This window comes from Parasulfuritortus cantonensis, assembly GCF_004337445.1.
GTDB classification, from domain to species: domain Bacteria; phylum Pseudomonadota; class Gammaproteobacteria; order Burkholderiales; family Thiobacillaceae; genus Parasulfuritortus; species Parasulfuritortus cantonensis.
Genome location: NZ_SJZB01000042.1, coordinates 182746 through 208550, shown reverse-complemented (window position 1 = coordinate 208550; position 25805 = coordinate 182746). Strand labels below are relative to the sequence as shown.

Here is a 25805-nt window from a genome sequence, read left to right as displayed (position 1 = left end):
GGGCGGCTTCCCCGCCCGCTCGTCGTCAGGCGGCGGCGAGCGTCTTCACCAGCACCTTGGAGCGGCGCTGCCAGTTGTACATCTCCTTGCGCGCCGCCGGCAGATCGTCCGGGCCGCCGAGTACGAAACCGCGCTCGATGAACCAATGCGCGGTCCGGGTGGTGAGCACGAACAGCCGGGTCAGGCCCTGCTCGCGCGCGGCATCCTCGACCGCATGCATGAGCGCCTCGCCGCGGCCGCCGCCCTGGAAATCGGCGTGCACGGCCAGGCAGGCCATCTCGCCGGCCTGGGCATCCGGGAAGGGATACAGGGCGACGCAGCCGATCAGGCGGCCGTCCAGTTCGGCGACGATGAAGCGCTCGATCTCCTGCTCCAGCAGCTCGCGCGGCCGGTGCACCAGGATGCCGGCCTGTTCGAGCGGCTCGATCAGTTGCATGACGGCGCCGACGTCGTCGATGCTGGCCGCCCGCATCACCTCGACCGACTGCCGGGTGACCATGGTGCCCACGCCCTCGTGGGTGAACAGCTCCATGAGCAGGGCGCCGTCGACGTCCGCGCTGACCAGGTGCGCCTTGGCGACGCCCTTCTTGCAGGCCCGGGCGGCATACGGCAGGTACAGCTTCATGTCGCCCTCGGGCAGGTCGGCGACCAGCTTGAGGGCCTGGCCGGCGGTCAGGCGGTTGACCGGGCGGCCGCGGGCATCCTCGGTCCGGCCATGGTCGAGTATGAAGACCAGCTTCTCGGCCTTCAGGTCGATCGCCGCGGCGGTCGCCACCTCCTCGAGGGTGAGGTTGAACACCTCGCCGGTGGGCGAATAGCCGATCGGCGAGACGAGGACGATCTCGCCGGCGTCCAGGCGGCTCCGGATGGCGTCGGCGGCGACCTTGCGCACCTCGCCGGTGAACAGCAGGTCGACCCCGTCGACCACCCCGGCCGGCTGGGCGGTGACGTAGTTGCCCGAGGCGACGCGGATCTCGGCGCCGGCCATGGGCGTATTGGGCAGGCCGACCGAGAGCATGCTCTCGATGTCCACCCGCACCGAACCGACGGCGTCCTTGACGTGCTCCAGGGTATCGGCGTCGGTGACCCGCTTGCCCTGCACGTATTGCGGCTCGGAGCCGGACGCGCTCAGGCGCTCCTCGACCTGGGGCCGGACGCCGTGGGCCAGGACCAGACGCACGCCGAGCGCGTGCAGCAGGTTGATGTCGTGGACCAGGTCGACGAAGTCCTCGCGCAGCATGGCATCGCCGCCGAAGGCGATGACGAAGGTCTTGCCCCGGAAGGCGTGGATGTAGGGTGCGGCGGCGCGGAACCAGTCCACGAAGCCGGACATGTCGGTAAGGCCTGGGGCTGCTGGCATGGCGATACGCGTCGGTTGGGCGTTGCCGGGATTATGCCGAAAATCGCTGCCGCGCGGCGCCATCCCGACGGCTTTCAGATGTCGCCCCAGAGGCCCTGGATCACCGCCATGGCGGTGATCGCCGCGGTCTCGGTACGCAGTATGCGTGGCCCCAGGGACATGGGCAGGAAGCCGAGCCGGCGCAGCATTTCCCGTTCGTTCGGGTCGAAGCCGCCTTCCGGACCGGCCAGCAGGGTGACGGCGCCGGCCGGCGCCGGCAACTCGCGCAGGCGCTGGCTGGCCTCCGGATCGAGCAGCAGGCGCACGCCGTCGCGGGCGCTCGCCGTGGCCAGCCATTCGTGGAAGTCCAGGATGGGGTCGACCTCGGGCAGGTGGTTGCGGCCGCACTGCTCGCACGCCGCGATCACGACGCCCTGCCAGTGCTGGCGACGCTTCACGCGCTTGTCCTCGTCGAGGCGCACGATGGTCCGCTTCATCATGATCGGCTGGATGCGCGTGACGCCCAGCTCGACCGCCTTCTGCAAGGTGTAGTCCATGCGTTCGCCGCTCGACACCCCCTGCACCAGGGTGATGGCGAAGGGCGATTCGCGCGCCGGCGCGCAGGTCGCCTTGAGGTCCACCTCGGCGCCCTTGCCGGTCCGGATCAGCTGGCCGAGGCACTCGCTGCCGTCGCCGTTGAACAGGATTACGTCGTCGCCGTCGCGCAGGCGCAGGACTCCGACGGCATGGCGGGCAACGGCATCGGGCAAGGCCACCCGCCGCCCCGGGGGCAACGGCATGGCGCAGTGGAAACGGGGGATCGGCATGGGCGGCGTCGGCTCGGGATACGGTGTTATTATCGACCGAAACGCGCCAAGAGAGGTCCGTCACGATGGTGAGCATGGAAACCCCGGTTTGCGATTTCGGCTGGCCCGCCCCCGATTTCGACCTACCCGGCGTCGACGGCCGGCGCTACCGCCTCGCGGACGTCACCGGCCCGAACGGCGTCCTGGTGATGTTCATCTGCAACCATTGCCCCTACGTCAAGGCGGTGATCCGGCGCATCGTGCGCGACGTCGACGACCTCCGCGCCCTGGGTGTCGGCGCGATCGCCATCATGGCCAACGATCCCACCGACTATCCCGAGGACTCGTTTGCCAACATGCAGCGGGTGGCCGCCGAGCTGGCCTTCCCGATGCCCTACGTGATCGACGAGAGCCAGGCCGTCGCCCAGGCCTACGGCGCCGTCTGCACCCCCGATTTCTTCGGCTTCAACGGCAAGCTGGAACTGCAATACCGCGGCCGCCTCGACGAGTCGCGCAAGGAAACCGCCCCGGAGGATGCCCGGCGCGACCTCTTCGAGGCCATGAAGCAGGTCGCCGAAACCGGCCGCGGGCCGGCCGGGCAGATCCCCAGCATGGGCTGCTCGATCAAGTGGCGCGGGGAATGACGGCGTGACGCCGCGTCTCGCCGCCGTCATCGATGCCGTCCGCGCGGTCGGCCGGGCGGAGGTCATGCCGCGCTACCTCAAGGTGGCGCACGCCCGCAAGGACGACGGCAGCCTGTTCACCGAGGCCGACCTGGCGGCCCAGAATGCCCTCATCGAGCGCCTGCGCGCCATCGAGCCCTACCCGGTATTGGGCGAGGAGATGGACGACGCGGCCCATAAGCGCCTCTGGCAGGAAGGCCATGACGGCCTCTGGTGCGTCGATCCGATCGACGGCACGACCAACTTCGTCAGCGGCATGCCCTTCTTCGCCATGTCGGTGGCCCTGCTCAGGCAGGGCCGGCCACTGCTGGGCGTGGTCTACGACCCCCAGGCCGACGAGTGCTTCTATGCCGAGGCCGGCGCCGGCGCCTTCGTGGACGGCGACCGCCTGCCGCTGAAGAGCGTCCCGGAGCGACTGGAACGGAGCATCGCCGGGGTGGACTTCAAACGCATCCCGCGCGCCCTGGCCGGGTGCCTGGCGGCCGAGCACCCGTACAGCTCGCAACGCAACCTGGGCGCCAGCACCCTGGACTGGTGCTACCTGGCGGCCGGGCGCCTGCACGTCTACCTGCACGGCGGCCAGAAACTGTGGGATTACGCGGCCGGCGCCCTGATCCTGACCGAGGCGGGCGGCCGCGTGAGCCAGTTGGACGGGGCCGAGTTCTGGTCCGGCGCCCCCTGGTCGCGCTCGGCCGTGGCCGCCTGCACGCCGGAGCTGCATGCCCAATGGCGCGATTGGCTGGCCGCCCGCCCGCACCAATAGCCCTACCAAAAACCTGGTCAATAAACAAGGCAACGCAGCTTATAAAAACATTTTAATTTTTCCGACCACCCGGCCGGAAGCCGCGACAGGCAAGGGAAGCGACCTGATCGGCCGGCCCGGCGCGGATTCCGGGGCGCTTCGCCGTGTTGCCCAGGCAACTTCCACTACGACATAATCGGAGGCCTTGTGCCCGCATTGGGCCTCCCGGTTTCTTTAGTCTCTCGAGGAAATAACAAATATGGCTACCCGTACCGACCTTGCTAACGCCATCCGCGCCCTCGCGATGGATGCCGTCGAAAAGGCTAAATCCGGCCACCCCGGCGCCCCCATGGGCATGGCCGAAATCTCCGAAGTGGTTTGGAACCATCACCTGCGCCACAACCCGGCCAACCCGAAGTGGGCCGACCGCGACCGTTTCGTGCTCTCGAACGGCCACGGCTCCATGCTCGTCTATGCCCTCCTGCACCTGACCGGCTACGACGTCTCCATCGACGACATCAAGAACTTCCGTCAGCTGCATTCCCGTACCCCGGGCCACCCCGAGTACGGCTACACCCCGGGCGTCGAGACCACCACCGGCCCGCTCGGCCAGGGCATCACCAACGCCGTCGGCATGGCGCTGGCCGAAAAGCTGCTGGCCCACGAGTTCAACAAGCCCGGCCATGACATCGTCAACCACAACACCTACGTGTTCCTGGGCGACGGCTGCATGATGGAAGGCATCTCGCACGAGGCCTGCTCCCTGGCCGGCACCTGGAAGCTGAACAAGCTGATCGCCTTCTGGGACGACAACGGCATCTCCATCGACGGCCACACCGACGGCTGGTTCACCGAGGATGTCGCCGGCCGCTTCGAGGCCTACGGCTGGAACGTCGTGCGCAATGTCGACGGCCACAGCTTCGAGGCCGTCGAGGCCGCCGTCCAGCAGGCCAAGAAGTCCACCGACAAGCCCACCCTGATCCAGTGCAAGACCATCATCGGCAAGGGTTCCCCGAACAAGGAAGGCACCCACGACGTGCACGGTGCCGCCCTGGGCCAGGCCGAAGTCGAGGCCACCCGCCAGCACATCGGCTGGAACCACCCGCCCTTCGAGGTCCCGGCCGACGTCTATGACGGCTGGAGCGCCAAGACCAAGGGCGAAGGCCTGGAGAACCTCTGGAACAACAAGTTCGCCGAATACGCCAAGGCCTTCCCGGCCGAGGCCGCGGAGTTCACCCGCCGCATGTCCGGCGCATTGCCCGCCGACTGGAGCGAGCGCGTCGCCAGCGCCATGAAGACCACCCTCGACAAGGCCGAGACCGTGGCCACCCGCAAGGCCTCCGCCCTGGCCATCGAGCGCCTGGTCGCCACCCTGCCCGAGCGCGTCGGCGGCTCCGCCGACCTGACCGGCTCCAACCTGACCAACTGGCCGGGCTGCCATCCGCTGCACCGCAACCCGGGCGGCAACTACATCTCCTACGGCGTGCGCGAATTCGGCATGAGCCACATCATGAACGGCATGGCCCTGCACGGCGGCCTGCTGCCCTTCGGCGGCACCTTCCTGATGTTCTCCGAATACGCCCGCAACGCCCTGCGCATGTCCGCCCTGATGAAGCAGCGCGTGATCTACGTGTTCACGCACGACTCCATCGGCCTCGGCGAGGACGGCCCGACCCACCAGCCGGTCGAGCAGACCGCCACCCTGCGCATGATCCCGAACATGACCGTCTGGCGTCCCTGCGACACCACCGAGACCCTGGTCTCCTGGATCGCCGGCGTCGAGAAGAAGGACGGCCCGACCAGCCTGATCCTGTCGCGTCAGAACCTGCCGTTCATCAAGCGCAGCGAGGCCCAGATCGCCGACATCGCCAAGGGTGGCTACGTGCTCTCCGACAGCGAAGGCAAGCCCGACCTGATCCTGATCGCCACCGGCTCCGAAGTCGAGCTGGCGCTCAAGGCCCAGGAAACGCTGAAGGCCGACGGCAAGCACACCCGCGTGGTGTCCATGCCCTCCACCAACGTGTTCGACAAGCAGGACCAGGCCTACAAGGACAGCGTCCTGATGCCGGGCGTGCACAAGGTCGCCATCGAAGCCGGCGTCACCGACGGCTGGTGGAAGTACGTCGGCCTGCGCGGCGCCGTGATCGGCCTGGACCGCTTCGGCGAGTCCGCTCCGGCCGGCGAACTGTTCAAGGAATTCGGCTTCACCGTCGCCAATGTCATCAAGACGGTCGAAAAGCTGAAATAAGCTATAGTGAAGCCCGGCGGGGCCCCGGCCCCAGCCAGCTCGGTTTTTTATCGCAAGGAGTAATAAGAATGTCTATCAAAGTCGGTATCAACGGTTTCGGTCGCATCGGTCGCATGGTTTTCCGCGCGGTCACCAAGGACTTCCCGGAAATCGAGATCGTCGCCATCAACGACCTGCTCGAGCCTGACTACCTGGCCTACATGCTGAAGTACGACTCCGTGCACGGCCGCTTCAGCGGCGAGATCTCCGTCGACGGCGGCAACATGGTCGTCAATGGCAAGACCATCCGCCTGACCGCCGAGAAGGACCCCGCCAACCTGAAGTGGAACGAAGTCGGCGCCGACATCGTCATCGACTGCACCGGCTTCTTCCTGACCACCGAGTCCTGCCAGGCCCACATCGCCGCCGGCGCCAAGAAGGTCGTGCAATCGGCCCCCGCCAAGGACGACACCCCGATGTTCGTGTACGGCGTCAACCACGACACCTATGCCGGCCAGGCCATCGTCTCGGCCGCCTCCTGCACCACCAACTGCCTGGCTCCCGTGGCCAAGGTGCTGCACGACAACTGGGGCATCAAGCGTGGCCTGATGACCACCGTGCACGCCGCCACCGCGACCCAGAAGACCGTCGACGGCCCGTCCAAGAAGGATTGGCGCGGCGGCCGCGGCATCCTGGAAAACATCATCCCGTCCTCCACCGGCGCCGCCAAGGCCGTCGGCAAGGTCATTCCCAGCCTGAACAAGAAGCTGACCGGCATGGCCTTCCGCGTCCCGACCTCCGACGTCTCCGTGGTCGACCTGACCGTCGAACTGGACAAGGAAGCCAGCTACGAGGACATCTGCAAGGCCATGAAGGCCGCCTCCGAAGGCGCCATGAAGGGTGTCCTGGGTTACACCGAGGACAAGGTCGTCTCCACCGACTTCGTCGGCTGCAGCGCGCCGTCGACCTTCGACGTCGGTGCCGGCATCGCCATCGACTCCACCTTCGTCAAGGTCGTGACCTGGTACGACAACGAGTACGGCTACACCTGCAACATGCTGCGCCTGGTCAAGCACGTCGCCTGATCGCATCCATGAACGTGTGCCGGCCGGGGGAAACCCCGGCCGGTCGCGTGAGTCGTAAGGCCTGGGCCTCCCCAGTCCTTACCGCTTACTGATCCAAGGAGAACCAAATGGCCAAATTCCTGCGCATGACCGACCTCGACCTCAAGGGCAAGCGAGTCTTCATCCGCGCCGACCTGAACGTTCCCGTCAAGGAAGGCAAGGTCACCTCCGACGCCCGCATCACCGCGTCCATGCCGACCATCAAGCACGCCCTGGAAGCCGGCGCCAAAGTCATGGTCACCTCCCACCTGGGCCGCCCGACCGAAGGCGAATGGACCCCGAGGTCTCCCTGGCCCCCGTGGCCGAAGTGATGTCCGCCAAGCTGGGCAAGCCCGTGCGCCTGATCAAGGACTGGGTCGAGGGCGGTTTCGACGTCGCCGAGGGTGAGGTCGTCCTGCTGGAGAACTGCCGCGTCAACAAGGGCGAGAAGAAGAACAACGAGGAGCTGGCCAAGAAATACGCCGCCCTGTGCGACGTCTTCGTCATGGACGCCTTCGGTACCGCACACCGCGCCGAAGGCACCACCTACGGCGTCGCCCAGTTCGCGCCCGTCGCCTGCGCCGGCATGCTGGTGAGCGAGGAACTCGAGGCCCTGGGCAAGGCCCTGGCCCACCCGGCCCGCCCGATGGTCGCCATCGTCGGCGGTTCCAAGGTCTCCACCAAGCTGACCGTTCTGGAAGCCCTGGCCGAGAAGTGCGACCAGCTCGTGGTCGGCGGCGGCATCGCCAACACCTTCCTGGCCGCCACCGGCAAGAACGTCGGCAAGTCGCTGTGCGAGAACGACCTGATCCCGACCGCCCAGGCCCTGATGACCAAGATGTCGGCGCGCGGCGCCACCATCCCGGTCGCGGTCGACGTGGTCTGCGGCAAGCAGTTCGACGCCAACGAACCCGCCGTCCTCAAGGACGCCGGCACGGTGGCCGACGACGACATGATCTTCGATATCGGCCCCAAGTCCGCCCAGGAACTGGTCGACATCATCATGAAGGCCGGGACCGTGGTCTGGAACGGCCCGGTCGGCGTGTTCGAATTCGATCAGTTCGGCGAAGGCACCAAGGCCATCGCCAAGGCCATCGCCGAGACCCAGGCATTCACCCTGGCCGGTGGTGGCGACACCATTGCCGCCATCCAGAAGTACGACATCTACGACAAGGTGTCCTACATTTCCACCGCCGGCGGCGCCTTCCTGGAATACCTGGAAGGCAAGACCCTGCCGGCCGTGGACATCCTGGAAAAACGCGCCGCCAGCTGACGCGTGAGGCGTGGGACACACCCACGCCTCCTACCCACTGCTCAAAGACATAACATGCTACGTAGAACCAAAATCGTCGCCACCCTGGGTCCGGCCTGTTCCGACCCCAAGGTCCTGGACAAAATGATCGAGGCGGGCGTCGATGTGGTCCGCCTCAACTTTTCCCACGGCACGCCGGAAGAACACATCCAGCGTGCCGAGCTGGTCCGCTCCCTGGCCAAGACGCGCGGCCGCGCCATCGGCGTCCTGGTCGACCTGCAAGGCCCCAAGATCCGTATCGGCAAGTTCAAGGACGGCAAGATCACCCTGCAGCCGGGCGACACCTTCATGCTCGACGTCGACTGCGAAATGGGCGACCAGACCCGCGTCGGCCTCGACTACGAGGACCTCGTCTACGACGTCTCGCGCGGCTCCACCCTGCTCCTGGACGACGGCCGCGTCGAGATGTGGGTCGAAGAGGTCAAGGACGGCGTGGTGACCTGCAAGGTCATCCAGGGCGGCGTGCTGTCCAACAACAAGGGCATCAACCGCAAGGGCGGTGGCCTGTCCGCCTCGGCGCTGACCGACAAGGACATCGAGGACATCAAGACCGCGGCGCTGCTCAAGGCCGACTACCTCGCGGTGTCCTTCCCGCGTTCCGCGGCCGACGTCCAGCAGGCGCGCGAGATCCTGCAGAGCCACGGCGGCCGCGCCTGGCTGGTCGCCAAGATCGAACGCGCCGAGGCCATCGAGGCCCTGGACTCCATCCTGAACGCCTCCGACGCCATCATGGTGGCGCGCGGCGACCTCGGGGTCGAGGTCGGCGACGCCGCCGTGCCGGCCTTGCAGAAGCGCATGATCCGCATGGCGCGCGAGAAGAACAAGGTGGTCATCACCGCGACCCAGATGATGGAGTCGATGATCTCCAGCCCGATCCCGACCCGTGCCGAGGTCTCCGACGTCGCCAACGCGGTGCTCGACGGCACCGACGCGGTGATGCTGTCGGCGGAAACGGCCGCCGGCCAGTTCCCGGTCGAGGCCATCTCGGCCATGAACCGGGTCTGCATGGAAGCCGAGAAGGAGATCGAGACGCCGCAGTTCGGCGGCAAGCACGCCGACATCCTGCGCGTCGACGAGGCCATCGCCAAGTCGGCCGCGTTCACGGCCCTGCACTTGAACGTCAAGGCGATCGCCTCCATGACCCAGTCCGGTTCCACCGCGCTCTGGATTTCGCGCATCAGCACCCACGTACCGATCTATGCCCTCACCCCGGAGGTGGAGACTCGCCGCAAGGTCACCCTGTACCGCGGCGTCTACCCGGTCAACTTCAAGCCCTCCAGCCATGACCGCGACCAACTCCTGACCGAGGCCGAGGACGAACTGCGCCGACGCGGCGCGGTGCGCAACGGCGACCTGATCCTGCTCACCATCGGCGAGCCGATCGGCCGCTCGGGGGGCACCAACACGATGAAGATCGTTCGCGTCGGCGAACGGAAGAAGTATTGATTTGCAACAAGGAGAGTAAAAGATGGCACTGATTTCCCTGCGTCAACTGCTCGATCACGCCGCTGAGCACGGCTATGGCCTGCCGGCCTTCAACGTCAACAACATGGAACAGGTCCAGGCCATCATGGAGGCTGCCGCCGCCACCGACAGCCCGGTCATCCTGCAGGGTTCCGCCGGTGCCCGCTCCTACGCCGGCGAGCCCTTCCTGCGCCACCTGATCCTGGCCGCGCTGGAACAGTACCCGCAAATCCCGGTCTGCATGCACCAGGACCACGGCGCCTCCCGGACGTCTGCTTCCGCTCCATCCAGTCCGGCTTCAGCTCGGTGATGATGGACGGCTCCCTGATGTCCGACGCAAAGACCCCGTCGACCTACGAGTACAACGTCGACACGACCCGCCACGTGGTCGAGCTGGCCCACGCCTGCGGCGTGTCGGTGGAAGGCGAACTGGGCTGCCTGGGTTCCCTGGAGACCGGCAAGATGGGTGAGGAAGACGGCCACGGCGCTGACGGCGTGCTGGACCATTCCGCCCTGCTGACCGACCCCAACGAGGCCGCCGACTTCGTCGCCAAGACCAAGGTCGACGCCCTGGCCATCGCCATCGGCACCTCGCACGGCGCCTACAAGTTCACCCAGAAGCCCACCGGCAAGGTCCTGCGCATCGACCGCGTCCGTGAAATCCACGCCCGCATCCCGAACGTCCACCTGGTCATGCACGGCTCCTCCTCGGTGCCCGAGGACTGGCTCGCCATCATCAACAGCTATGGCGGCAACATGGGCCAGACCTACGGCGTGCCGGTCGAGGAAATCGTCGAGGGCATCAAGAACGGCGTCCGCAAGGTCAACATCGACACCGACCTGCGCATGGCCTCCACCGGCGCGATCCGCAAGCACATGGCCGAGAACCCGGCCAACTTCGACCCGCGCAAGTACTACAAGGAAGCCAAGAAGGGCATGACGGGCATCTGCAAGGCCCGCTACGACGCCTTCGGCGCCGCTGGCCAGGCCAGCAAGATCGGCAGGATCTTCAACCTGGACGAGATGCACCAGCGCTACGCCAAGGGCGAGCTGGATCCCAAGATCGCCTGAACGGCTTTCGGGTAAGATCGAAGGGCGGCCTCGGCCGCCCTTTTCTTTTGCCGGTCCCTATTCAAGCGGGGGTATTCGATGCCGTCCAGGCCCTATGCCGTACTGCTGGCCGCCCTGGTGTTCGCCTACGGCTGCCAGAAGGCCGAAACGCCGGCGCCCGCGGCCGCCAAGCCGGCCCTGACCGTGGCGGCCGTGGCGCCCGAGCGGCTCGACTGGCCCTACACCCTGACCGCCAACGGCGATGTCGCCGCCTGGCAGGAAGCCGTGATCAGCTCGGAGATCAGCAACTACCGGCTCACCGAGGTATGCGTCAACGTCGGCGACCGGGTACGCAAGGGCCAAAGGCTGGCCACCATCGCCAGCGCCACCGTTGCCGCCGAGCTGGCCCAGAGCCGGGCCGCCGCCAGCGAGGCGGAGGCCGCCCTGGCCGATGCCGCCGGCAATGCCGAACGGGCGCGCCAACTGCAGGCCGCCGGCTTCTACAGCCGGCAGATGGGCAGCCAGTACATCACCGGCCAGGCGACCGCCGAAGCCCGCCTGGAAGCGGCTCGTGCCAAGGTCCGCGCCGACACGGTGCGCCTGGGCCAGACCCGGGTGCTGGCGCCCGACGACGGCATCATCTCGGCCCGCGCCGCCACGGTCGGCTCGCTCGCCCAGTCCGGCCAGGAACTGTTCCGCCTGATCCGCGGCGGCCGCCTGGAATGGCGTGCCGAGGTTGCCGAGGCCGACCTCGGCCGCATCGTCCCGGGCACCGCCGCCAGCCTGGCCCTGCCGGGCGGCGGCACGGTCGCCGGACGGGTACGCGCGGTATCTCCTAGCGTCGACGCCAAGACCCGCAACGGCCTGGTCTACGTCGACCTGCCGGCACCCGGTGCCGCGCGCGCCGGGATGTTCGCACGCGGCGAGTTCCGGCTCGGCCGCGCCCCGGCCATGACCCTGCCGCAGGCCGCCGTGGTCATGCGCGAGGCCTATGCCTACGTCTACCTGCTCGGGCCAGCCGGCGCCGGCGGCCTGGCCAAGGTCGCCCAGGCCAAGGTGACGCTCGGCCGCCGGCTCGGCGACCGCGTCGAGATCGTCGCAGGCCTGCCGGACGGTGCCCGGGTGGTCGCCTCCGGGGCCGGCTTCCTGGCCGACGGCGATCTCGTCCGGGTGACCCCCGCGCCCTGACCCATGGTCAACATCTCCTCCTGGTCGATCAGGAACCCGATCCCGGCCATTTTGCTGTTCGCCCTCTTCACCGTGCTCGGCGTGCTGTCGTTCCGGGCCATGAAGATCCAGCAGTTCATGGACGTCGACCTGCCCACGGTGACGGTCACCGCCAGCCTGCCCGGCGCGGCGCCCGGCCAGCTGGAGACCGAAGTGGCGCGCAAGATCGAGAACGAGGTCGCCACCCTGTCCGAGGTCAAGCACATCTACACCAAGGTCCAGGACGGGGTCGCCACGGTGACCGTCGAGTTCCGCCTGGAGAGGCCCACCCAGGAGGCGGTGGACGACGTCCGCGACGCGGTCTCGCGCATCCGCTCCGAGCTCCCCGGCGACCTGCTCGACCCGGTGGTCGCCAAGGTCAACGTCTCCGGCATGCCCATCCTCACCTATACGGTCGCCTCGGCGCGCATGGACGACGAGGCGTTGTCCTGGTTCGTCGACAACGCGGTGGCCAAGCGCATGCTCAGCGTCGCCGGCGTGGGCGCCGTGGCACGGGTCGGCGGGGTCAGCCGCGAGGTGCGCGTGGAACTCGACCCGGACCGCCTCCAGGCCCTCGCCGCCAGCGCGGCCGACATCTCGCGCCAGCTGCGCCAAATCCAGCAGGAAGCCTCGGGCGGGCGCGCCGACGTCGGCGGCGCCGAACAGTCCGTGCGCACCCTGGCGACGGTGCACAGTGCCGAAGAGTTGGCCGCCATGGACATCGTGCTGTCCGACGGGCGCCACATCCGGCTCGACCAGGTGGCCCGGGTCACCGACACGGTGGCCGAACGGCGCGCGGCCGCCCTGCTCAACGGCAAGCAGGTCGTCGGTTTCGAGATCACCCGCAGCAAGGGGGCCAGCGAAACCGCGGTGGCGGCCGGGGTGCGCGCCGAGCTGGCACGCCTGCAGGCGGAGAACCCGGACATCGCGATCACCGAGGCGTTCAACTTCGTCGACCCGGTGGTGGAGAACTACGAAGGCTCCATGTCCCTGCTCATCGAGGGCGCCATCCTCGCCGTCCTGGTGGTCTGGCTGTTCCTGCGCGACTGGCGTGCCACGCTGGTGTCCGCCACCGCCCTGCCGCTGTCAATCCTGCCCGCCTTCGCCGCCATGTACCTGCTCGGCTTCACCATCAACGTGGTGACCCTGCTGAGCCTGTCGCTCGTGGTCGGCATCCTGGTCGACGACGCCATCGTCGAGATCGAAAACATCATGCGCCACCTGCGCATGGGCAAGAAGCCGTACGACGCCGCCATGGAGGCGGCCCGGGAGATCGGCCTGGCGGTGATCGCCACCTCCTTCACGCTGATCGCCGTCTTCCTCCCCACCGCCTTCATGGGCGGCGTGGCCGGCAAGTTTTTCGTCCAGTTCGGCTGGACCGCCGCCATCGCGGTGTTCTTCTCCCTCGCGGTGGCCCGCCTGCTCACCCCGATGATGGCGGCCTACGTGCTCCGGCCGCCGCGCCGCCGCCACGACGTGCCGCGCTGGCTCGGCCTCTACCAGGCCTGGGCGGCGGCCTGCCTGAAGCACCGCTGGCTCACCGTCCTGGCCACCGTGCTGTTCTTCTTCGGCTCCTTCGCCCTGGTGCCCCTGCTGCCCAAGGGCTTCATCCCGCCCGACGACCTCTCGCAGACCCAGGTCTACCTGTCCCTGCCGCCCGGCAGCACCTTCGAGCAGACCCTGGCGGCGGCCGAGCAGGCGCGCAGGATCATCCAGGCCAATCCCGAGGTACGCCTGGTCTATACCGCGGTCGGCGGCGGCTCCGCGGGGGGCGACCCGTTCGCTCCGCAAGGCGCCGCCGAGGTGCGCAAGGCCACCCTGACGATCAACCTGACGCCGCGCAAGGAACGCCACGGGGTCCGGAAACAGACCATCGAGAACCAGCTGCGCCAGGCCCTCGCGGCGCTGCCGGGCGTGCGCGTCAACGTCGGCCTGGGCGGCGCAAACGACAAGTACATCCTGGTCCTGGCGAGCGAGAACGGTCCCCTGCTCGCCGAGCACGCCCGCCTGGTCGAGCGCGACCTGCGCACCCTCCCGGGCATCGGCAACGTGGTCTCCACCGCGACCCTGGTACGCCCGGAACTCACCGTGCGGCCCGACTTCGCGCGCGCCGCCGACCTCGGCGTCACCTCGGCGGCGATCGCCGACACCCTGCGCATCGCCACCACCGGCGACTACGACCAGGGGCTCGCCAAGCTGAACCTGAGCCAGCGCCAGGTGCCCATCGTGGTCAGCCTGCCGCCCGAGGCGCGCCGCGACCCGAACCTGCTCGGCCGCCTGAGCGTGCCCGGCGCGCACGGCCCGGTGGCGATCCGCAACGTCGCCAGCCTGGCCATCGAGGGCGGACCGGCCGAGATCGACCGCTACGACCGCCTGCGCAACATCAACTTCGAGATCGAACTCAACCAGCAACCCCTGGGCGAGGTCGAGAAGCAGGCCCTCGCCCTGCCCAGCCTGCGCAACCTGCCGCCCGGCGTGATCCGCACCACGGTGGGCGACGCCGAGGCCATGAACGAACTGTTCGAAAGCTTCGCGCTGGCCATGCTGACCGGGGTCATGTGCATCTACATCGTCCTGGTCCTGCTGTTCCGCGACTTCGTCCAGCCCGGCACCATCCTGGCCGCCCTCGTCCTCTCGGTGCCGGGCGCCTTCCTGGCCCTGTTCCTGACCGGATCCGCGCTCTCGATGCCGTCCATGATCGGCCTCATCATGCTCATGGGCATCGCCACCAAGAACTCCATCCTGCTCATCGACTACGCCATCATGGCCCGGCGCGAGCACGGCCTGAACCGCTGGGACGCCCTGCTCGACGCCGGCCGCAAGCGTGCCCGGCCGATCATCATGACCACCATCGCCATGGGTGCCGGCATGATGCCGATCGCCATCGGCCTGGGTACCGACCCGAGCTTCCGCGCCCCCATGGCCATCGTCGTGATCGGCGGCCTGATCACCTCGACCTTCCTCTCCCTGCTGGTCATCCCGGTCGTCTACACCTTCGTCGACGACCTTCACGCCGGCTTCCGCCGCCTCTTCGCACGGCGCCCGGGCTAGGGGCTTTTGTCATTCCCGGCGCGCCCCGTTATAGTCCGCACACCACTTCCCTCGACACGCCATGGCCTCCCGTTTCCCGTTTCCTGCCGCCGCTGCCCTGGCCGCGCTCCTGCTCGCCGGCTGTGCCGGCACGCCGCCCGCCCCGGCGCCCAGCCGGCCGGCCCCCGGCGTCAGCCACCACAACCAGCTGTTCGACAACCAGTACGTGCTCGACTACGACGTCGAGGTCCACTACTCCAGCCTCGACAACAGCTCCTGCTACGCCTTCTTGAGCGGCACCCTGACCAACCTGTCGGACCAGACCCTGGCGCGCAGCAGCACGGTCGCCTTCAAGGTCTATCACGGCAGCGACATGCTGTTCCGCGACTACACCTTCCTGCGCAGCAACGCCGCGCCGGGCGCCACCGTCCAGTTCAACCTGCTGCAGTCGCCGCTGCACAAGAAGCAATGCCCGAGCTACGACCGCATCGAGGCCTCACTCAACCTGGCCATCCTGAAGACCGCCAAGCCATGACCGACGCACTCTACGAAAGCACCATCCAGTCCCTGCCCCTGATCCACAAGGGCAAGGTGCGCGACATCTACGCCATCGACGACAAGCGCATGCTGATCGTCACCAGCGACCGCCTGTCGGCCTTCGACGTGGTCATGCCGACGCCGATCCCGAACAAGGGAAAGGTGCTCACCGCGGTGGCCGATTTCTGGTTCGCCAAGCTTGCCCACATCCTGCCCAACCAGCTCACCGGCGACGCCCCGGAAGCCGTGGTGGCGCCCGACGAACGCCCCCAGGTCGCCGGCCGTGCCGTGGTGGTCAAGCGGCTCAAGGCCCTGCCCGTCGAAGCCATCGTGCGCGGCTATCTGGTCGGCTCCGGCTGGGCCGACTACCAGAAGACCGGCGCGGTGTGCGGCATCGCCCTGCCGGCCGGCCTGCGGCAGGCCGACAAGCTGCCCGAGCCGCTGTTCACCCCGTCGACCAAGGCCGCCGTGGGCCAGCACGACGAGAACATCGACTACGCCGCCTGCGAGAAACTGCTCGGCGCCGAACTGGCCGGCCGGGTGCGCGCCGCCGCCATCGCCCTGTACCGGGAGGCGGCCGACTACGCCCTGACCCGGGGCATCATCATCGCCGACACCAAGTTCGAATTCGGCCTCGACGAGCACGGCACCCTGACTCTGATCGACGAGGTGCTCACCCCCGACTCCTCGCGCTTCTGGCCGGTCGACGAATACCGGGTCGGCAGCAACCCGCCCAGCTTCGACAAGCAATACGTGCGCGACTGGCTGACCGGCTCGGGCTGGAACAAGCAGGCTCCCGGCCCCGAACTGCCGGCCGAGGTGGTGGCAAAGACCGCCGAGAAGTACGACGAGGCCTTGCGCCGGCTGCTCGGCTGACGCACGCCGCCACCGGCTGCCGGCTGGCTCCGCTGGCCGCTTACGGCACCCGCCGTCGGCCAAAGGGCACGGCCGTACCGAATCCGCTTCCGCGCCTCGCCGCCCGCCTCACCACGGAACGGCGTCCGGACCAGCAACGGGTACGCCCCGAAGAATCAACCGACAGGAACATCAAATCTAGCTAGCCGGCCTCCGATACCCTCGGTATCGCACCTGGGGCGGCACGACACGGTTGGCGCGCCAATGGGAGAAGTGAACCTAGTGCCGCCTCTCGTCTATCTGGAAACGCTACCAGTCAAATGGCCGCTCTACTCAGAAACCGATCCCTTGCCGTGCGCTGAAAACAGGTTTTCCGTATGCTCAACGAACAAGCGAATCATCATCGACTAATCGCAATGGATCTCTCTAATTACAACGTCTTGTTATGCGCAATCACGATCTAGAAGTGCCTCTCTAAAATAATCCAGAAGCACATGGCCTTCTTCGTAAAACTGCTTAACTTCTCGAAATGTCGCATTACTGCCTTCCGAGTGGGCGACCCCATGGCGGTTTGTGACAATATTGTTGTAAAATGTAACAGCCCTTGGATTATCAGCGGTCTTCTGATTAAATGCCTCTTTGTAAGACGGCCCGAATCGATTGAGCAAGCCTGCAATCTCGTTCGACTTAACGCTACGAAACACAGCGCCCACACAAGACCCAAGAAATTCTCTAATTGAGCCGTCTTCAATAGATGAGCATTTTTCACGGACGATAGTCTCTATTTTCTGCTCAAACTCCGCGCACATTATCACAAGAATTGACTGCGTCAACAGACTTTCTATCTCAGTTCCATAAGCAACTGACGTGGACAAATGCTCCTCACACCTTTCCAAAGTCTGCTCTATCCGTACAATCCGCATCCTGGGGACCCCTCTACCCAAAGAGCACTTCTTCTGCCTTTTTTATTCGTCCATTTACCGTATCCACATCTGTAGTGGAGGTCCTCGTATCTCTGTCGAAATCAGGGTCTTTAATCAGGGTGGTATACCTATCCGCAATATTCACGGGTATAGCATCTAAGTTATTTGAGAACGCCGTCATGACAGCGTCAAAAACGGCGGCATTTAGTCCTGATCGAACATGAAACGGCTTTTCTCCGAGTGATGCAACAACCTGCGCACACGTCCTATTGAACAAGTCACGGCTTGCGTCTAGTGCTTCCTTAGGTGCGTCACGATTCTTTTTCATAAACTTGGACAGCCAATCTTTCATCGGCTTCTTGTATACAGAGATGTCGCGCATAGCGAAGAACCGGACTATCAACTCTATGTCCTTCCTGCGCGTATCCGGAGTGTCCTTACCAAGTATCGTTCTCCATATGGAATTTGCATTGATTTCATTAAGCAACCCAATAAAGCCCCCGTGATAAACACAGTTCCTGATCTCTTGATTAGTAAGCAACGTTCCGCCAGTATTTAGCCGTTCAAAAATGTGGTACATACTTGTGTCGTCTGCCGGGTCCAATTGCTGAACGACGAAGGCGCGCAACACAGAGTTCTTCAGCCGTCTCTTGTCTTCATCACGAAGGTCTTCATACGTCTTGCCGTTGAAAATGCTGTCAGGACTTAATCCGGTAAGCCGGAATACTTTCCGCGCACCTTGAGTTTCTGGGCCAAAGTAACCTTCAAAATAATAAAAAATACTTTTTAGCCGCTGTTGTCCATCAATTACGAAATATTTTTGGCTCTTTCTCTCGCTATAAAGAAAAACCGCGGGAACGGGCAAGCCCACCAGAAACGACTCGATCAACTTGCTTGCCTGGACCTGCTTCCACACAAAACGCCGTTGGAAATCTGGAATTAAAATTTCATCTGTTTTCCATTTCTGATGCAGCACCTCGAGTGTGAAATCAGCTGGGTATGTCGAAATTTGGTAACTTGGCGGCGCGCTCTCATAGTCTTCATCTTCAGACGTGATGGGCTCGAGTTCCAAGTCTGTCGGAGCTCTGCTTTCACGCTCAAACTCTATACGAGCATCGGTGTCTTCGATTGTTGCCATATTTCCTCGTGTTCGTTTAGATACCTGACAGCCAATATCGTCGCCAGCTCATACCGACGTTCCTAACATAGAAGCCAGACCCAATGCGGCTCAGACTGGTTAGAGTCTGATCATTATTGCTGCCTATTCTAGGCTCGGGTATAAGAATATGCAGATGCGAGTTGAGCTTATGTTAAGCCCTGCGGGGCTGCAACCCGAGTGGCAGACAATGTGGGCAAGTGACTTCCTGTCCATGGGCGGATGTGCTCACGTGACTGCTCGAATCCGATATCGTCCCTTGAACCTCTGACGGTTCGTACGTCAGCAACGAGGCGGTAGCCGCCGTTGCCCGGCGTAACGATGTCGGCAGCGTCTCGGCTGCGAACGGATCATCTGTCACCGCCGACTTGCGGCGGATTTGTCAGGGCGCCTTCTTGCGCATCGTCCCGGCCACCAGCCGGTACTCGTACAGCCGACACTCCAACGGGCCGTTGTATAGCGGCACGCGCCTGCTGGCGGCGAGGCCGATGTGCTTGGGGAACTCCGCGTCGCTGGAGATCAGCCAGGCCGCCCAGCCGGAGAAGTGGCGCTTGAGGGCGTCGCCCAGACCCTTGTAGAAGCCCGCGTCGGAGTCCAGGCGAACGCCGTAGGGCGGGTTGCTGACGATGAGGCCGTGCTCGGCCGGGGCTGGAATCTCCGTCACGTCGCCTTCCCGTAGGGTGACGCAGTCGAGCAGGCCGGCCGCCTTCAGGTTGAGGCCGGCGGCGCGGATCATGCGCGGGTCGATGTCGCAGCCGTAGATGGGCAACGGCCGCGCTTCCTTGCGCGCCGCCTCGGCATCCTTGCGCAGGCGGGTCCACTCCACCTTGTCGAAGCTCGCCAGATGCTCGAAGGCGAAGTGGCGCTTCAGGCCGGGCGCCATGTCGAGCGCCATCATGGCCGCTTCCAGCAGGATCGTGCCGCCGCCCATCATGGGGTCGAGCAACGGCGTGTCCGGGGTCCAGCCGGACAGGCGCAGCAGGCCGGCGGCGAGGTTTTCGTTGAGCGGCGCCGGGGCCGGCTCGACCCGGTAGCCGCGCCGGTTGAGCGGTTCGCCCGAGAGATCCAGGTACAGGCTGAAGCGCTCGCGGTCCAGGTAGGCGAGGATCGGCACCTGCGGCTCGCGGGCATCGACGCTGGGGCGCTCGCCCAAATCCTGGCGGAAACGGTCGACCACCGCGTCCTTGATCCGGAGGGTGACGAAGTTGAGGCTCTTGAGCGGGCTGGCGTGCGCCACGGTGCGCACGGCGATGGTCTTGTCGACCCCGAACCAGTCCGACCAGGGCAGCCGGACGGCGGCCCGGTAGAGGTCGTCCTCGCTGCGGTAGTCGCCCGTCGCGACCTCCTGCAGGACGCGGATGGCGAGCCGGCTCCAGAGGTTGATGCGCCAGGCCAGGGCGACGTCGCCCTGGCAATGCACCCCGCCCGAGCCGGCCTGCGCCTCGGCCGCACCCAGGCCGCCGAGCTCGGCGGCCAATTCCGCTTCGAGACCGCGCGGGCAGGGGACGAACAGCTTCAACTGGACCGGCGCCTTCGGGGTCGCGCGGCGCCGTGGCGCGGCCCGGCCGGCCGAGGTGTCCGGACCCGGGGCGGGACGGCCGCCGTCGGCCTGCCGGCGCGGCGCCGCCTCGCCCTTCGTCCGGGCCTTGGCCGGACCGGCCGGCCGGGTGCGCGGACGCGCCTCCTCGGCCCGCTCCACCGGCTCGGCGGGTTTGGCCGGGGCCTGGCTGCGGTCGCGCTGCAACGGGCTCCAGCGCGCCGGCTTGCGCTTGTGTCCGGCCGCCTCGGTCTTGGCGGTCAGGGACAGTTTCTTGCGGCCTGGTTTTTCGTCTTGCTCGGACATATGCGTATTCCGCTCGCTCTCAACGCGGCGCCTGGCGCGCCTCTTGCAGCAACTTGACCATCTCGCGCCGGTAGCTGGCGTAGTCCAGCTCGGCCCTGGGCGCGCCCAGGCGCGCGGCGGCGGCGCCGATCTGGCCACGCAGGCGGGCGAATTCCGTGTACAGGTGGTTGAGCACGTCGCGCACCCACATCACGCGCGCCCGGCCGTCCGCATCGGTGAAGCTCACCTCGGCGTCGAAGAAGGCATCCGGCTGCGCCTCGAGCCACTTCTCCAGGCGTCGCGTCTCCAGGCGTACGGCGTTCAGCAACTCGCGCCAGATCGGATGGTGCGCCTCGCGCAGGGCGGCCGCGTCGGCGTCCTGCAGGCGCGCGAACCAGAGCTGGCCGACCGCGAGCATGTGCTCGATGTCGTGGTGGATGCTGGGCAGCGCCGGGCCTTCGTCGGCATCCAGGATTTCCGGGCGCAGGCGGGCCAGGCTGGCGAACAGGGCCTCGTTGGCCCAATGCTGGTAGTCGGCCTGCACGACGAAAAAGCTCTTCCACGTATACATGCGCTTCCCCTTACTCGACGACGGCGAGCGGCGCCGTCTGGTCCAGCCATTCCAGGCGGGCGGCCATGCTCCGGGTGGCACTGGCGCGACCGCGGGCGTCGATGAACAGGACGTCGTCGACCCCCATGCGGCGCGCCATGGGCCGCCAGGCATCGGGCCCGGCGATGAACATCGGCTTGCTGGTCACGTCCGAGCGGGTGCCGGCATGTGCGCCGCGCACCAGCACGGTGACCGCCTGGGCCCCCGTCGCCGGCCAGCCGGTGCGGGGGTCGATGAGGTGGCAGTAACGCTTGCCGGCGACCTCGAAGTAACGCTGATAGTCGCCCGACGTGCCGATCGCCTCGCCGTCCCGCAGTTCCAATGTAGCAATTGCGCCGGATTGGCGCGGGTGCTGGATGCCCACCTTCCAGGGCCGGCTGCCGTGCTGGCCGAGTGCGAGGATGTTGCCGCCGATGTTGATCAGGGCGTTGCGCACGCCGTGCGCCTGCAGGATGCCGGCGGCGCGTTCCAGGGCGTAGCCCTTGGCGTAGCCGCCCAGGTCCAGGCGCACGGCCGGATTGCGGCTCGCCACGCGGCCGTCCACGTAGCTGAGGTCGGCCATGCCTGGGTTCGCCTGCACCAGTTCGGCGACCTTGGCCGGGTCCGGCAGGCGGGCCGCGAAGGTGTCGGCGTGGAAGCCCCACAGCTCGATCAGGTTGCCGATGGCCGGATTGAACAGGCCGTCGGAACGGGCCGACCAGTCGGCGGCGTCGCGCAGCAGGCCGATCACCTCGGCTGGCGCCGGCTCGGATGCCCGGCCGGCGGCGATGGCGGCGTTGATGCGCTGCAGGTCGGAAGGCTCCCAGGCATGCAGCAGGCGGTGCAGGCGGTCGAAGTCGGCCAGGACGGCCGCGACGGCCGGCCGCGCCCGGTCTTCCGGGGCGCCGTAGACGCTGACCTGGACCAGGGTGCCGAAGACGTAGGCCTCCTGCTTGTAGGGCGGCTTCTCGGCGCAGGCGGCCAGGAGGACCGCCAGGCAGGCCAGGGCGAGCCAGGCGGACAGGCGCCGGATCACGCCGCCACCTGCCTTTCCAGGGCGTCGACGAACAGGGCGGCGACGTCGCAGCCGGTCTGGGCGGTGATCTCGCGGAAGCAGGTCGGGCTGGTGACGTTGATCTCGGTCAGCCAGTCGCCGATGACGTCGAGGCCGACCAGCAGGAGGCCGTCCGCCGCCAGGGCCGGGCCCAGGGCGGCGGCGATCGCCCGGTCGCGCTCCGAGAGCGGCTGCGCCACGCCGGTACCGCCGGCCGCCAGGTTGCCGCGCGTCTCGCCCGGGGCCGGGATGCGGGCCAGGGCGTAGGGTACCGGGACGCCGGCGATGAGCAGGATGCGCTTGTCGCCGGCGGCGATCTCGGGGATGTAGCGCTGCGCCATGACTTGGCGCCGGCCGAGCCCGGTGGCGGTCTCCAGGATGGCCCCCAGGTTGGCGTCGCCGGGGCGCAGGCGGAAGATGCCGCTGCCGCCCATGGCGTTGAGCGGCTTCACGACGATGTCGCCCTGCTCGGCCAGGAAGGCGCGAATCTCGTCCGGCCGGCTCGACACCAGGCTGGCGACGATGAACTGCGGGTAGCGGGCGATGGCCAGCTTCTCGTTGTAGTCGCGCAGGGCGCCGGGCCGGTTGAAGATGCGGGCGCCGTCGCGCTCGGCCATCTCGAGCAGGTAGGTGGCGTTGAGGTAGGCCTCGTCGAAGGGCGGGTCCTTGCGCATCAGGACGGCACCGAAGTCGGCCAGGTCGCGCCAGGCGGCGGCGCCGGCCGCGCACCAGTCGCCCTGGCGCGCCTGGGCGTGCAGGCGCACGTCGCGCACCCGGCCGGCCACCCGGCCGCCGCGCCAGGCCAGGTCCTCGGGCTCGCAGGCCCAGAGGCCGTGGCCGCGCCGTGCCGCCTCGGCCATCATGGCGTAGGTGGAGTCCTTGTAGAGCGTGAAGCCGGCGAGCGGGTCGGCGACGAACAGGATGTCCATCAGCGGGACGCCTCGCGCCGCGGAGGCAGGCTCACAGCACCACCTCGGGGTGGAACTCGGGATCGGTGTCCTCCAGCTCGACCGCCGCCGCCAACGCGGCCAGGCGGGCGAGGACGCCGTAGGTGTAGAAACGGTTGGCGGGCGCGTCCGGACGGGCGTTGGAGTCCGGCAGCGAGCAGGACTGCTCGAAGGCGAGCGGCACGAAGTGCATGCCCGGGGCGTTCAGGTTCTCGTCGACGCCCCGGCCGGTATGGACGCGGTAGAAACCGCCGACGACGAAGTGGTCGATCATATAGACCACCGGCTCGGCCACGGCGGCGTTGAGCGACTCATAGGTGTAGACGCCCTCCTGGACCAGCACCTTGTCGACCGCCAGGCCTTCCTTGACCACGGCCATCTTGTTGCGGGTCTTGCGGTTGAGGTCGCGCACGTCGTCCGCGCTCTTGGCGGTCAGGATGCCCATGCCGTAGGTGCCAGCATCGGCCTTGACGATGACAAAGGGCTCCTTGTCGATACCGTATTCCCGGTACTTGGCGCGCACCCGCTCCAGGGTCTCGCTGACGTGGGTCGCCAGGCATTCCTCACCCTCGCGGGCCTGGAAGTCGACCTCGCCGCAGACCGCGTAGTAGGGGTCGATCAGCCAGGGGTCGATACCGACCACCTGGGCGAAGGCGCGCGCCAGGTCGGCGTAGGCGCGGAAGTGGTTGGACTTGCGCCGCACCGCCCAGCCGGCGTGCAGGGGCGGCAGCAGGGTCTGGTCGGAGTCGAGGCCCTTGAGGATGTCCGGGATGCCGGCGGAGAGGTCGTTGTTGAGCAGCACTGCGCAGGGGTTGAAGTCGCCCACCATGATGCGGTTGCCCTCGCGCCGCACCGGTTCCAGCTTGATCACGCCGCCGTCCGGCAGGTCCAGGATGAGGGGCTCCTTGAGGTCCGGAATCAGGCTGCCCAGGCGCACCGTGATGCCGACCTTGCGGATGATCTGGGCCAGGGTGGCGACGTTCTGCAGGTAGAAGGCGTTGCGGGTGTGGTTCTCGGGGATGATCAGGAAACGCTGCGCCGAGGTGCACATCTTCTCCACCGCCACCTGGGCGGCCTGCACGGCCAGGGGCAGGAAGGCCGGATTCAGGTTGTTGAAGCCGCCCGGGAACAGGTTGGTGTCGACCGGTGCCAGCTTGAAGCCGGCGTTGCGCAGGTCGACCGAGGAGTAGAAGGGCGTGGCGTGTTCCTGCCAGCGGCTGCGGAACCAGTGTTCGATGGCCGGCTGGGCGGCGATGACGTGTTTTTCCAGGTCCAGAAGGGGACCGGTGAGCGCCGTGGTGAGGTTGGGGACCATGCGAGACGTCGATGAACGAGGGGCGTAAGTTTACCCGAATGTTGCACCCGAGCGCGGCCCGCGCCGGGATAATGGCGGACCGCAACGCGAGCGCGTCCGCCATGTTCGAGATCGTCCTCTACCAGCCCGAGATTCCGCCCAACACCGGCAACATCATCCGCCTGGCCGCCAACACCGGCTGCCGCCTGCACCTGGTCCGGCCGCTCGGCTTCACGCTGGAGGACGCCCAGTTGCGGCGGGCCGGCCTGGACTACCACGAATACGCCAGCCTGGTCGTGCACGACGATTGGCCGGCGGCGCGCGCGGCCTTGGCCGGGAAGCGGCTGTTCGCCCTGACGACCAAGGGCAGCACGCGCCACGACCGGGTTGCCTTCCGGCCCGGCGATGTCTTTCTGTTCGGGCCGGAGAGCCGCGGCCTGCCGGCCGGAATCCTGGCCGAGTTCGCCGCCGAACGGCGCCTGCGCCTGCCCATGCTGGCACACAGCCGCAGCCTGAACCTGTCGAATTCGGCCGCCGTCGTGGTCTACGAGGCCTGGCGGCAGCAGGACTTCGCGGGCGGCGCCTGAGCCGCCGCGGCAGTCAGTGCAACTGGCCTTCGTGGGTGACGCAGTTGCGGCCGCGCGACTTCGACTCGTACAGGGCCGCGTCGACGCGCTGGAACAGGCTGTCGTGGTCGTCGCCGCCTCGGCGTTCGGCGACGCCGGCCGAGATGGTGAACGGGGCCAGGGTGAAGTTGTCCTGGCGGCGCACCAGGCGTAGGGCCTCGATCCGCTTGCGGATCGTTTCCGCCACCTTGATGGCGCCGTCCAGGCCCGTGTCGGGCAGCAGGACGACGAACTCCTCGCCGCCGTAGCGGACGGCGAAGTCGTCGCCGCGCACGCACTTGCGCAGGGTGTCGGCGACGTTGCGGATGACGACGTCGCCGACCGCGTGGCCGTAGCTGTCGTTGATGCGCTTGAAGTGGTCGATGTCCAGCATCACCACGGCGAGCGGGCGGACCTGCCATTCGTCCAACCGGGATTCCAGGGCGCGCCGGTTGTACAGGCCGGTGAGCGGATCGATCAGGGCCTCGCGGCGATGCTGCTCCAACTCCTTGCGCAGGCTCTCGGTCTCCTTGTGGGTCTCTTCCAGGCGTTCCTGCAGGGTGCGGTTGCGGGTCTGGATGTCGGCCGTGGCGGCGAGCAGGTCGGCGGCGATGGCGCGCACCGCGTCCGGACCGTTGGCACCGTGCAGCGAACCCATGTGGCGGGCCACGGTGGCGCCGAACACCGCCACGCCGGTGCCGGCCTCGCTGACGCTCTGGACCAGGCTGCTCAGCAGGGTCTGCAGGTCGTCGCCCATGCCGCGCAGGTTCTTGTACTGGTCGGAGGCGACGTGGCGCTCGTACAGATCGCGCAGCACGTAGGCGTCGACCGCCTCGTCACCCGCCAGCAGCTTGTCCAGGGCGGCCGTCAGCTCGGGGTTGATGCCCCCGAAATACTCGTACGCCACGGTGAAGTTGAGCGGCGAAGGGGGAATGCTCCGGGCGACCAGCAACTCGAGCGCCCGCTTGGCGAGGCCATCGGCCTGGCCGAAGGAATGCTGAATGAAGCGTAGCGACATCTGCCGACCCGGGGGGTGAATGGATTGAGTAGATATTACCAAA

The 25805-nt window shown here is 67.0% G+C and carries 20 protein-coding genes and 2 pseudogenes; 12 read left to right on the top strand and 10 right to left on the bottom strand.

Going from position 1 to position 25805, the window contains the following annotated elements; genetic code table 11:
- Window positions 1–25: 25 nt before the first annotated feature.
- Together argA and EZJ19_RS11775 are read right to left on the bottom strand one after the other, a co-directional pair.
- On the bottom strand, window positions 26–1333 hold the full coding sequence (gene argA / locus EZJ19_RS11780) for an amino-acid N-acetyltransferase (RefSeq protein WP_240754750.1): 1308 nt from the start codon (window positions 1331–1333) through the stop codon (window positions 26–28).
- A gap of 101 nt (window positions 1334–1434) precedes the next feature.
- A complete protein-coding gene (locus EZJ19_RS11775; RefSeq protein WP_131447808.1) occupies window positions 1435–2166 on the bottom strand; it encodes a 16S rRNA (uracil(1498)-N(3))-methyltransferase in 732 nt (243 codons plus the stop codon).
- A gap of 65 nt (window positions 2167–2231) precedes the next feature.
- Here EZJ19_RS11775 and EZJ19_RS11770 point away from each other — a divergent pair, with 65 nt between their 5' ends.
- From EZJ19_RS11770 to EZJ19_RS11720, 11 genes and pseudogenes are all read left to right on the top strand, one after another.
- Window positions 2232–2789 carry a thioredoxin family protein gene (locus EZJ19_RS11770; RefSeq protein WP_131447806.1) on the top strand — a complete coding sequence of 186 codons (558 nt, stop codon included), beginning with the start codon at window positions 2232–2234 and terminating at the stop codon, window positions 2787–2789.
- 64 nt (window positions 2790–2853) lie between these two features.
- Complete coding sequence (locus tag EZJ19_RS11765) at window positions 2854–3591, top strand: inositol monophosphatase family protein (protein WP_131447998.1); 738 nt, start codon at window positions 2854–2856, stop codon at window positions 3589–3591.
- Window positions 3592–3829: 238 nt separating this feature from the next.
- Window positions 3830–5818: a transketolase gene (gene tkt, locus EZJ19_RS11760; RefSeq protein WP_131447804.1), complete on the top strand. Its 1989-nt coding sequence runs from the start codon at window positions 3830–3832 to the stop codon at window positions 5816–5818.
- A gap of 68 nt (window positions 5819–5886) precedes the next feature.
- The gene (gene gap, locus EZJ19_RS11755; protein WP_131447802.1) at window positions 5887–6882 is read left to right on the top strand and encodes a type I glyceraldehyde-3-phosphate dehydrogenase; all 996 of its coding nucleotides are present in this window, start codon (window positions 5887–5889) and stop codon (window positions 6880–6882) included.
- 107 nt (window positions 6883–6989) lie between these two features.
- A pseudogene (locus EZJ19_RS11750) lies at window positions 6990–8173 on the top strand (phosphoglycerate kinase).
- 54 nt (window positions 8174–8227) lie between these two features.
- Window positions 8228–9658, top strand: a complete 1431-nt coding sequence (pyk, locus tag EZJ19_RS11745) for a pyruvate kinase (RefSeq protein ID WP_131447800.1) — start codon at window positions 8228–8230, stop codon at window positions 9656–9658.
- Between the two features lie 22 nt (window positions 9659–9680).
- Window positions 9681–10747, top strand: a pseudogene (gene fba, locus EZJ19_RS11740) (class II fructose-bisphosphate aldolase).
- A 78-nt stretch (window positions 10748–10825) separates the two neighbouring features.
- Window positions 10826–11914 carry an efflux RND transporter periplasmic adaptor subunit gene (locus EZJ19_RS11735; RefSeq protein WP_131447798.1) on the top strand — a complete coding sequence of 363 codons (1089 nt, stop codon included), beginning with the start codon at window positions 10826–10828 and terminating at the stop codon, window positions 11912–11914.
- Between the two features lie 3 nt (window positions 11915–11917).
- Window positions 11918–14983, top strand: a complete 3066-nt coding sequence (locus EZJ19_RS11730; protein WP_131447796.1) for an efflux RND transporter permease subunit — start codon at window positions 11918–11920, stop codon at window positions 14981–14983.
- A 61-nt stretch (window positions 14984–15044) separates the two neighbouring features.
- A complete protein-coding gene (locus tag EZJ19_RS11725; protein WP_131447794.1) occupies window positions 15045–15497 on the top strand; it encodes a hypothetical protein in 453 nt (150 codons plus the stop codon).
- On the top strand, window positions 15494–16375 hold the full coding sequence (locus tag EZJ19_RS11720; protein ID WP_131447792.1) for a phosphoribosylaminoimidazolesuccinocarboxamide synthase: 882 nt from the start codon (window positions 15494–15496) through the stop codon (window positions 16373–16375). Before EZJ19_RS11725 ends, EZJ19_RS11720 begins: the two co-directional genes overlap by 4 nt.
- Before the next feature lie 422 nt (window positions 16376–16797).
- Here the strand turns inward: EZJ19_RS11720 and EZJ19_RS16810 are convergent, their stop codons facing one another.
- The 7 genes from EZJ19_RS16810 to gshA form a co-directional block, all read right to left on the bottom strand.
- Entirely contained in the window at window positions 16798–17277 is a 480-nt protein-coding gene (locus EZJ19_RS16810; RefSeq protein ID WP_420813133.1) for a HEPN domain-containing protein, read from the bottom strand.
- A 13-nt stretch (window positions 17278–17290) separates the two neighbouring features.
- Window positions 17291–18415: a DUF262 domain-containing protein gene (locus tag EZJ19_RS11715; protein WP_131447790.1), complete on the bottom strand. Its 1125-nt coding sequence runs from the start codon at window positions 18413–18415 to the stop codon at window positions 17291–17293.
- Window positions 18416–18815: 400 nt separating this feature from the next.
- Window positions 18816–20276 carry a THUMP domain-containing class I SAM-dependent RNA methyltransferase gene (locus EZJ19_RS11710; protein WP_131447788.1) on the bottom strand — a complete coding sequence of 487 codons (1461 nt, stop codon included), beginning with the start codon at window positions 20274–20276 and terminating at the stop codon, window positions 18816–18818.
- 19 nt (window positions 20277–20295) lie between these two features.
- On the bottom strand, window positions 20296–20826 hold the full coding sequence (locus EZJ19_RS11705; RefSeq protein WP_131447786.1) for a DinB family protein: 531 nt from the start codon (window positions 20824–20826) through the stop codon (window positions 20296–20298).
- A gap of 10 nt (window positions 20827–20836) precedes the next feature.
- Window positions 20837–21880: an FAD:protein FMN transferase gene (locus EZJ19_RS11700; RefSeq protein WP_206199413.1), complete on the bottom strand. Its 1044-nt coding sequence runs from the start codon at window positions 21878–21880 to the stop codon at window positions 20837–20839.
- Complete coding sequence (gshB, locus tag EZJ19_RS11695) at window positions 21877–22827, bottom strand: glutathione synthase (protein ID WP_131447784.1); 951 nt, start codon at window positions 22825–22827, stop codon at window positions 21877–21879. The genes EZJ19_RS11700 and gshB overlap by 4 nt, the downstream gene beginning before the upstream one ends.
- Window positions 22828–22858: 31 nt before the next feature.
- Window positions 22859–24160, bottom strand: a complete 1302-nt coding sequence (gene gshA / locus EZJ19_RS11690) for a glutamate--cysteine ligase (RefSeq protein WP_131447782.1) — start codon at window positions 24158–24160, stop codon at window positions 22859–22861.
- Window positions 24161–24261: 101 nt separating this feature from the next.
- Here gshA and EZJ19_RS11685 point away from each other — a divergent pair, with 101 nt between their 5' ends.
- The gene (locus EZJ19_RS11685) at window positions 24262–24726 is read left to right on the top strand and encodes a tRNA (cytidine(34)-2'-O)-methyltransferase (protein WP_131447994.1); all 465 of its coding nucleotides are present in this window, start codon (window positions 24262–24264) and stop codon (window positions 24724–24726) included.
- 13 nt (window positions 24727–24739) lie between these two features.
- Here the strand turns inward: EZJ19_RS11685 and EZJ19_RS11680 are convergent, their stop codons facing one another.
- Complete coding sequence (locus EZJ19_RS11680; RefSeq protein ID WP_131447780.1) at window positions 24740–25762, bottom strand: GGDEF domain-containing protein; 1023 nt, start codon at window positions 25760–25762, stop codon at window positions 24740–24742.
- Window positions 25763–25805 lie beyond the last annotated feature (43 nt).

Bases quoted from the DNA above. Each gene is read 5' to 3' on its own strand.
- argA (WP_240754750.1), bottom strand. From the start codon at position 1,333: ATGTCCGGCTTCGTGGACTGGTTCCGCGCCGCCGCACCCTACATCCAC.
- EZJ19_RS11775 (WP_131447808.1), bottom strand. From the start codon at position 2,166: ATGCCGATCCCCCGTTTCCACTGCGCCATGCCGTTGCCCCCGGGGCGG.
- EZJ19_RS11770 (WP_131447806.1), top strand. From the start codon at position 2,232: ATGGTGAGCATGGAAACCCCGGTTTGCGATTTCGGCTGGCCCGCCCCC.
- EZJ19_RS11765 (WP_131447998.1), top strand. From the start codon at position 2,854: ATGCCGCGCTACCTCAAGGTGGCGCACGCCCGCAAGGACGACGGCAGC.
- tkt (WP_131447804.1), top strand. From the start codon at position 3,830: ATGGCTACCCGTACCGACCTTGCTAACGCCATCCGCGCCCTCGCGATG.
- gap (WP_131447802.1), top strand. From the start codon at position 5,887: ATGTCTATCAAAGTCGGTATCAACGGTTTCGGTCGCATCGGTCGCATG.
- pyk (WP_131447800.1), top strand. From the start codon at position 8,228: ATGCTACGTAGAACCAAAATCGTCGCCACCCTGGGTCCGGCCTGTTCC.
- EZJ19_RS11735 (WP_131447798.1), top strand. From the start codon at position 10,826: ATGCCGTCCAGGCCCTATGCCGTACTGCTGGCCGCCCTGGTGTTCGCC.
- EZJ19_RS11730 (WP_131447796.1), top strand. From the start codon at position 11,918: ATGGTCAACATCTCCTCCTGGTCGATCAGGAACCCGATCCCGGCCATT.
- EZJ19_RS11725 (WP_131447794.1), top strand. From the start codon at position 15,045: ATGGCCTCCCGTTTCCCGTTTCCTGCCGCCGCTGCCCTGGCCGCGCTC.
- EZJ19_RS11720 (WP_131447792.1), top strand. From the start codon at position 15,494: ATGACCGACGCACTCTACGAAAGCACCATCCAGTCCCTGCCCCTGATC.
- EZJ19_RS16810 (WP_420813133.1), bottom strand. From the start codon at position 17,277: ATGCGGATTGTACGGATAGAGCAGACTTTGGAAAGGTGTGAGGAGCAT.
- EZJ19_RS11715 (WP_131447790.1), bottom strand. From the start codon at position 18,415: ATGGCAACAATCGAAGACACCGATGCTCGTATAGAGTTTGAGCGTGAA.
- EZJ19_RS11710 (WP_131447788.1), bottom strand. From the start codon at position 20,276: ATGTCCGAGCAAGACGAAAAACCAGGCCGCAAGAAACTGTCCCTGACC.
- EZJ19_RS11705 (WP_131447786.1), bottom strand. From the start codon at position 20,826: ATGTATACGTGGAAGAGCTTTTTCGTCGTGCAGGCCGACTACCAGCAT.
- gshB (WP_131447784.1), bottom strand. From the start codon at position 22,827: ATGGACATCCTGTTCGTCGCCGACCCGCTCGCCGGCTTCACGCTCTAC.
- gshA (WP_131447782.1), bottom strand. From the start codon at position 24,160: ATGGTCCCCAACCTCACCACGGCGCTCACCGGTCCCCTTCTGGACCTG.
- EZJ19_RS11685 (WP_131447994.1), top strand. From the start codon at position 24,262: ATGTTCGAGATCGTCCTCTACCAGCCCGAGATTCCGCCCAACACCGGC.
- EZJ19_RS11680 (WP_131447780.1), bottom strand. From the start codon at position 25,762: ATGTCGCTACGCTTCATTCAGCATTCCTTCGGCCAGGCCGATGGCCTC.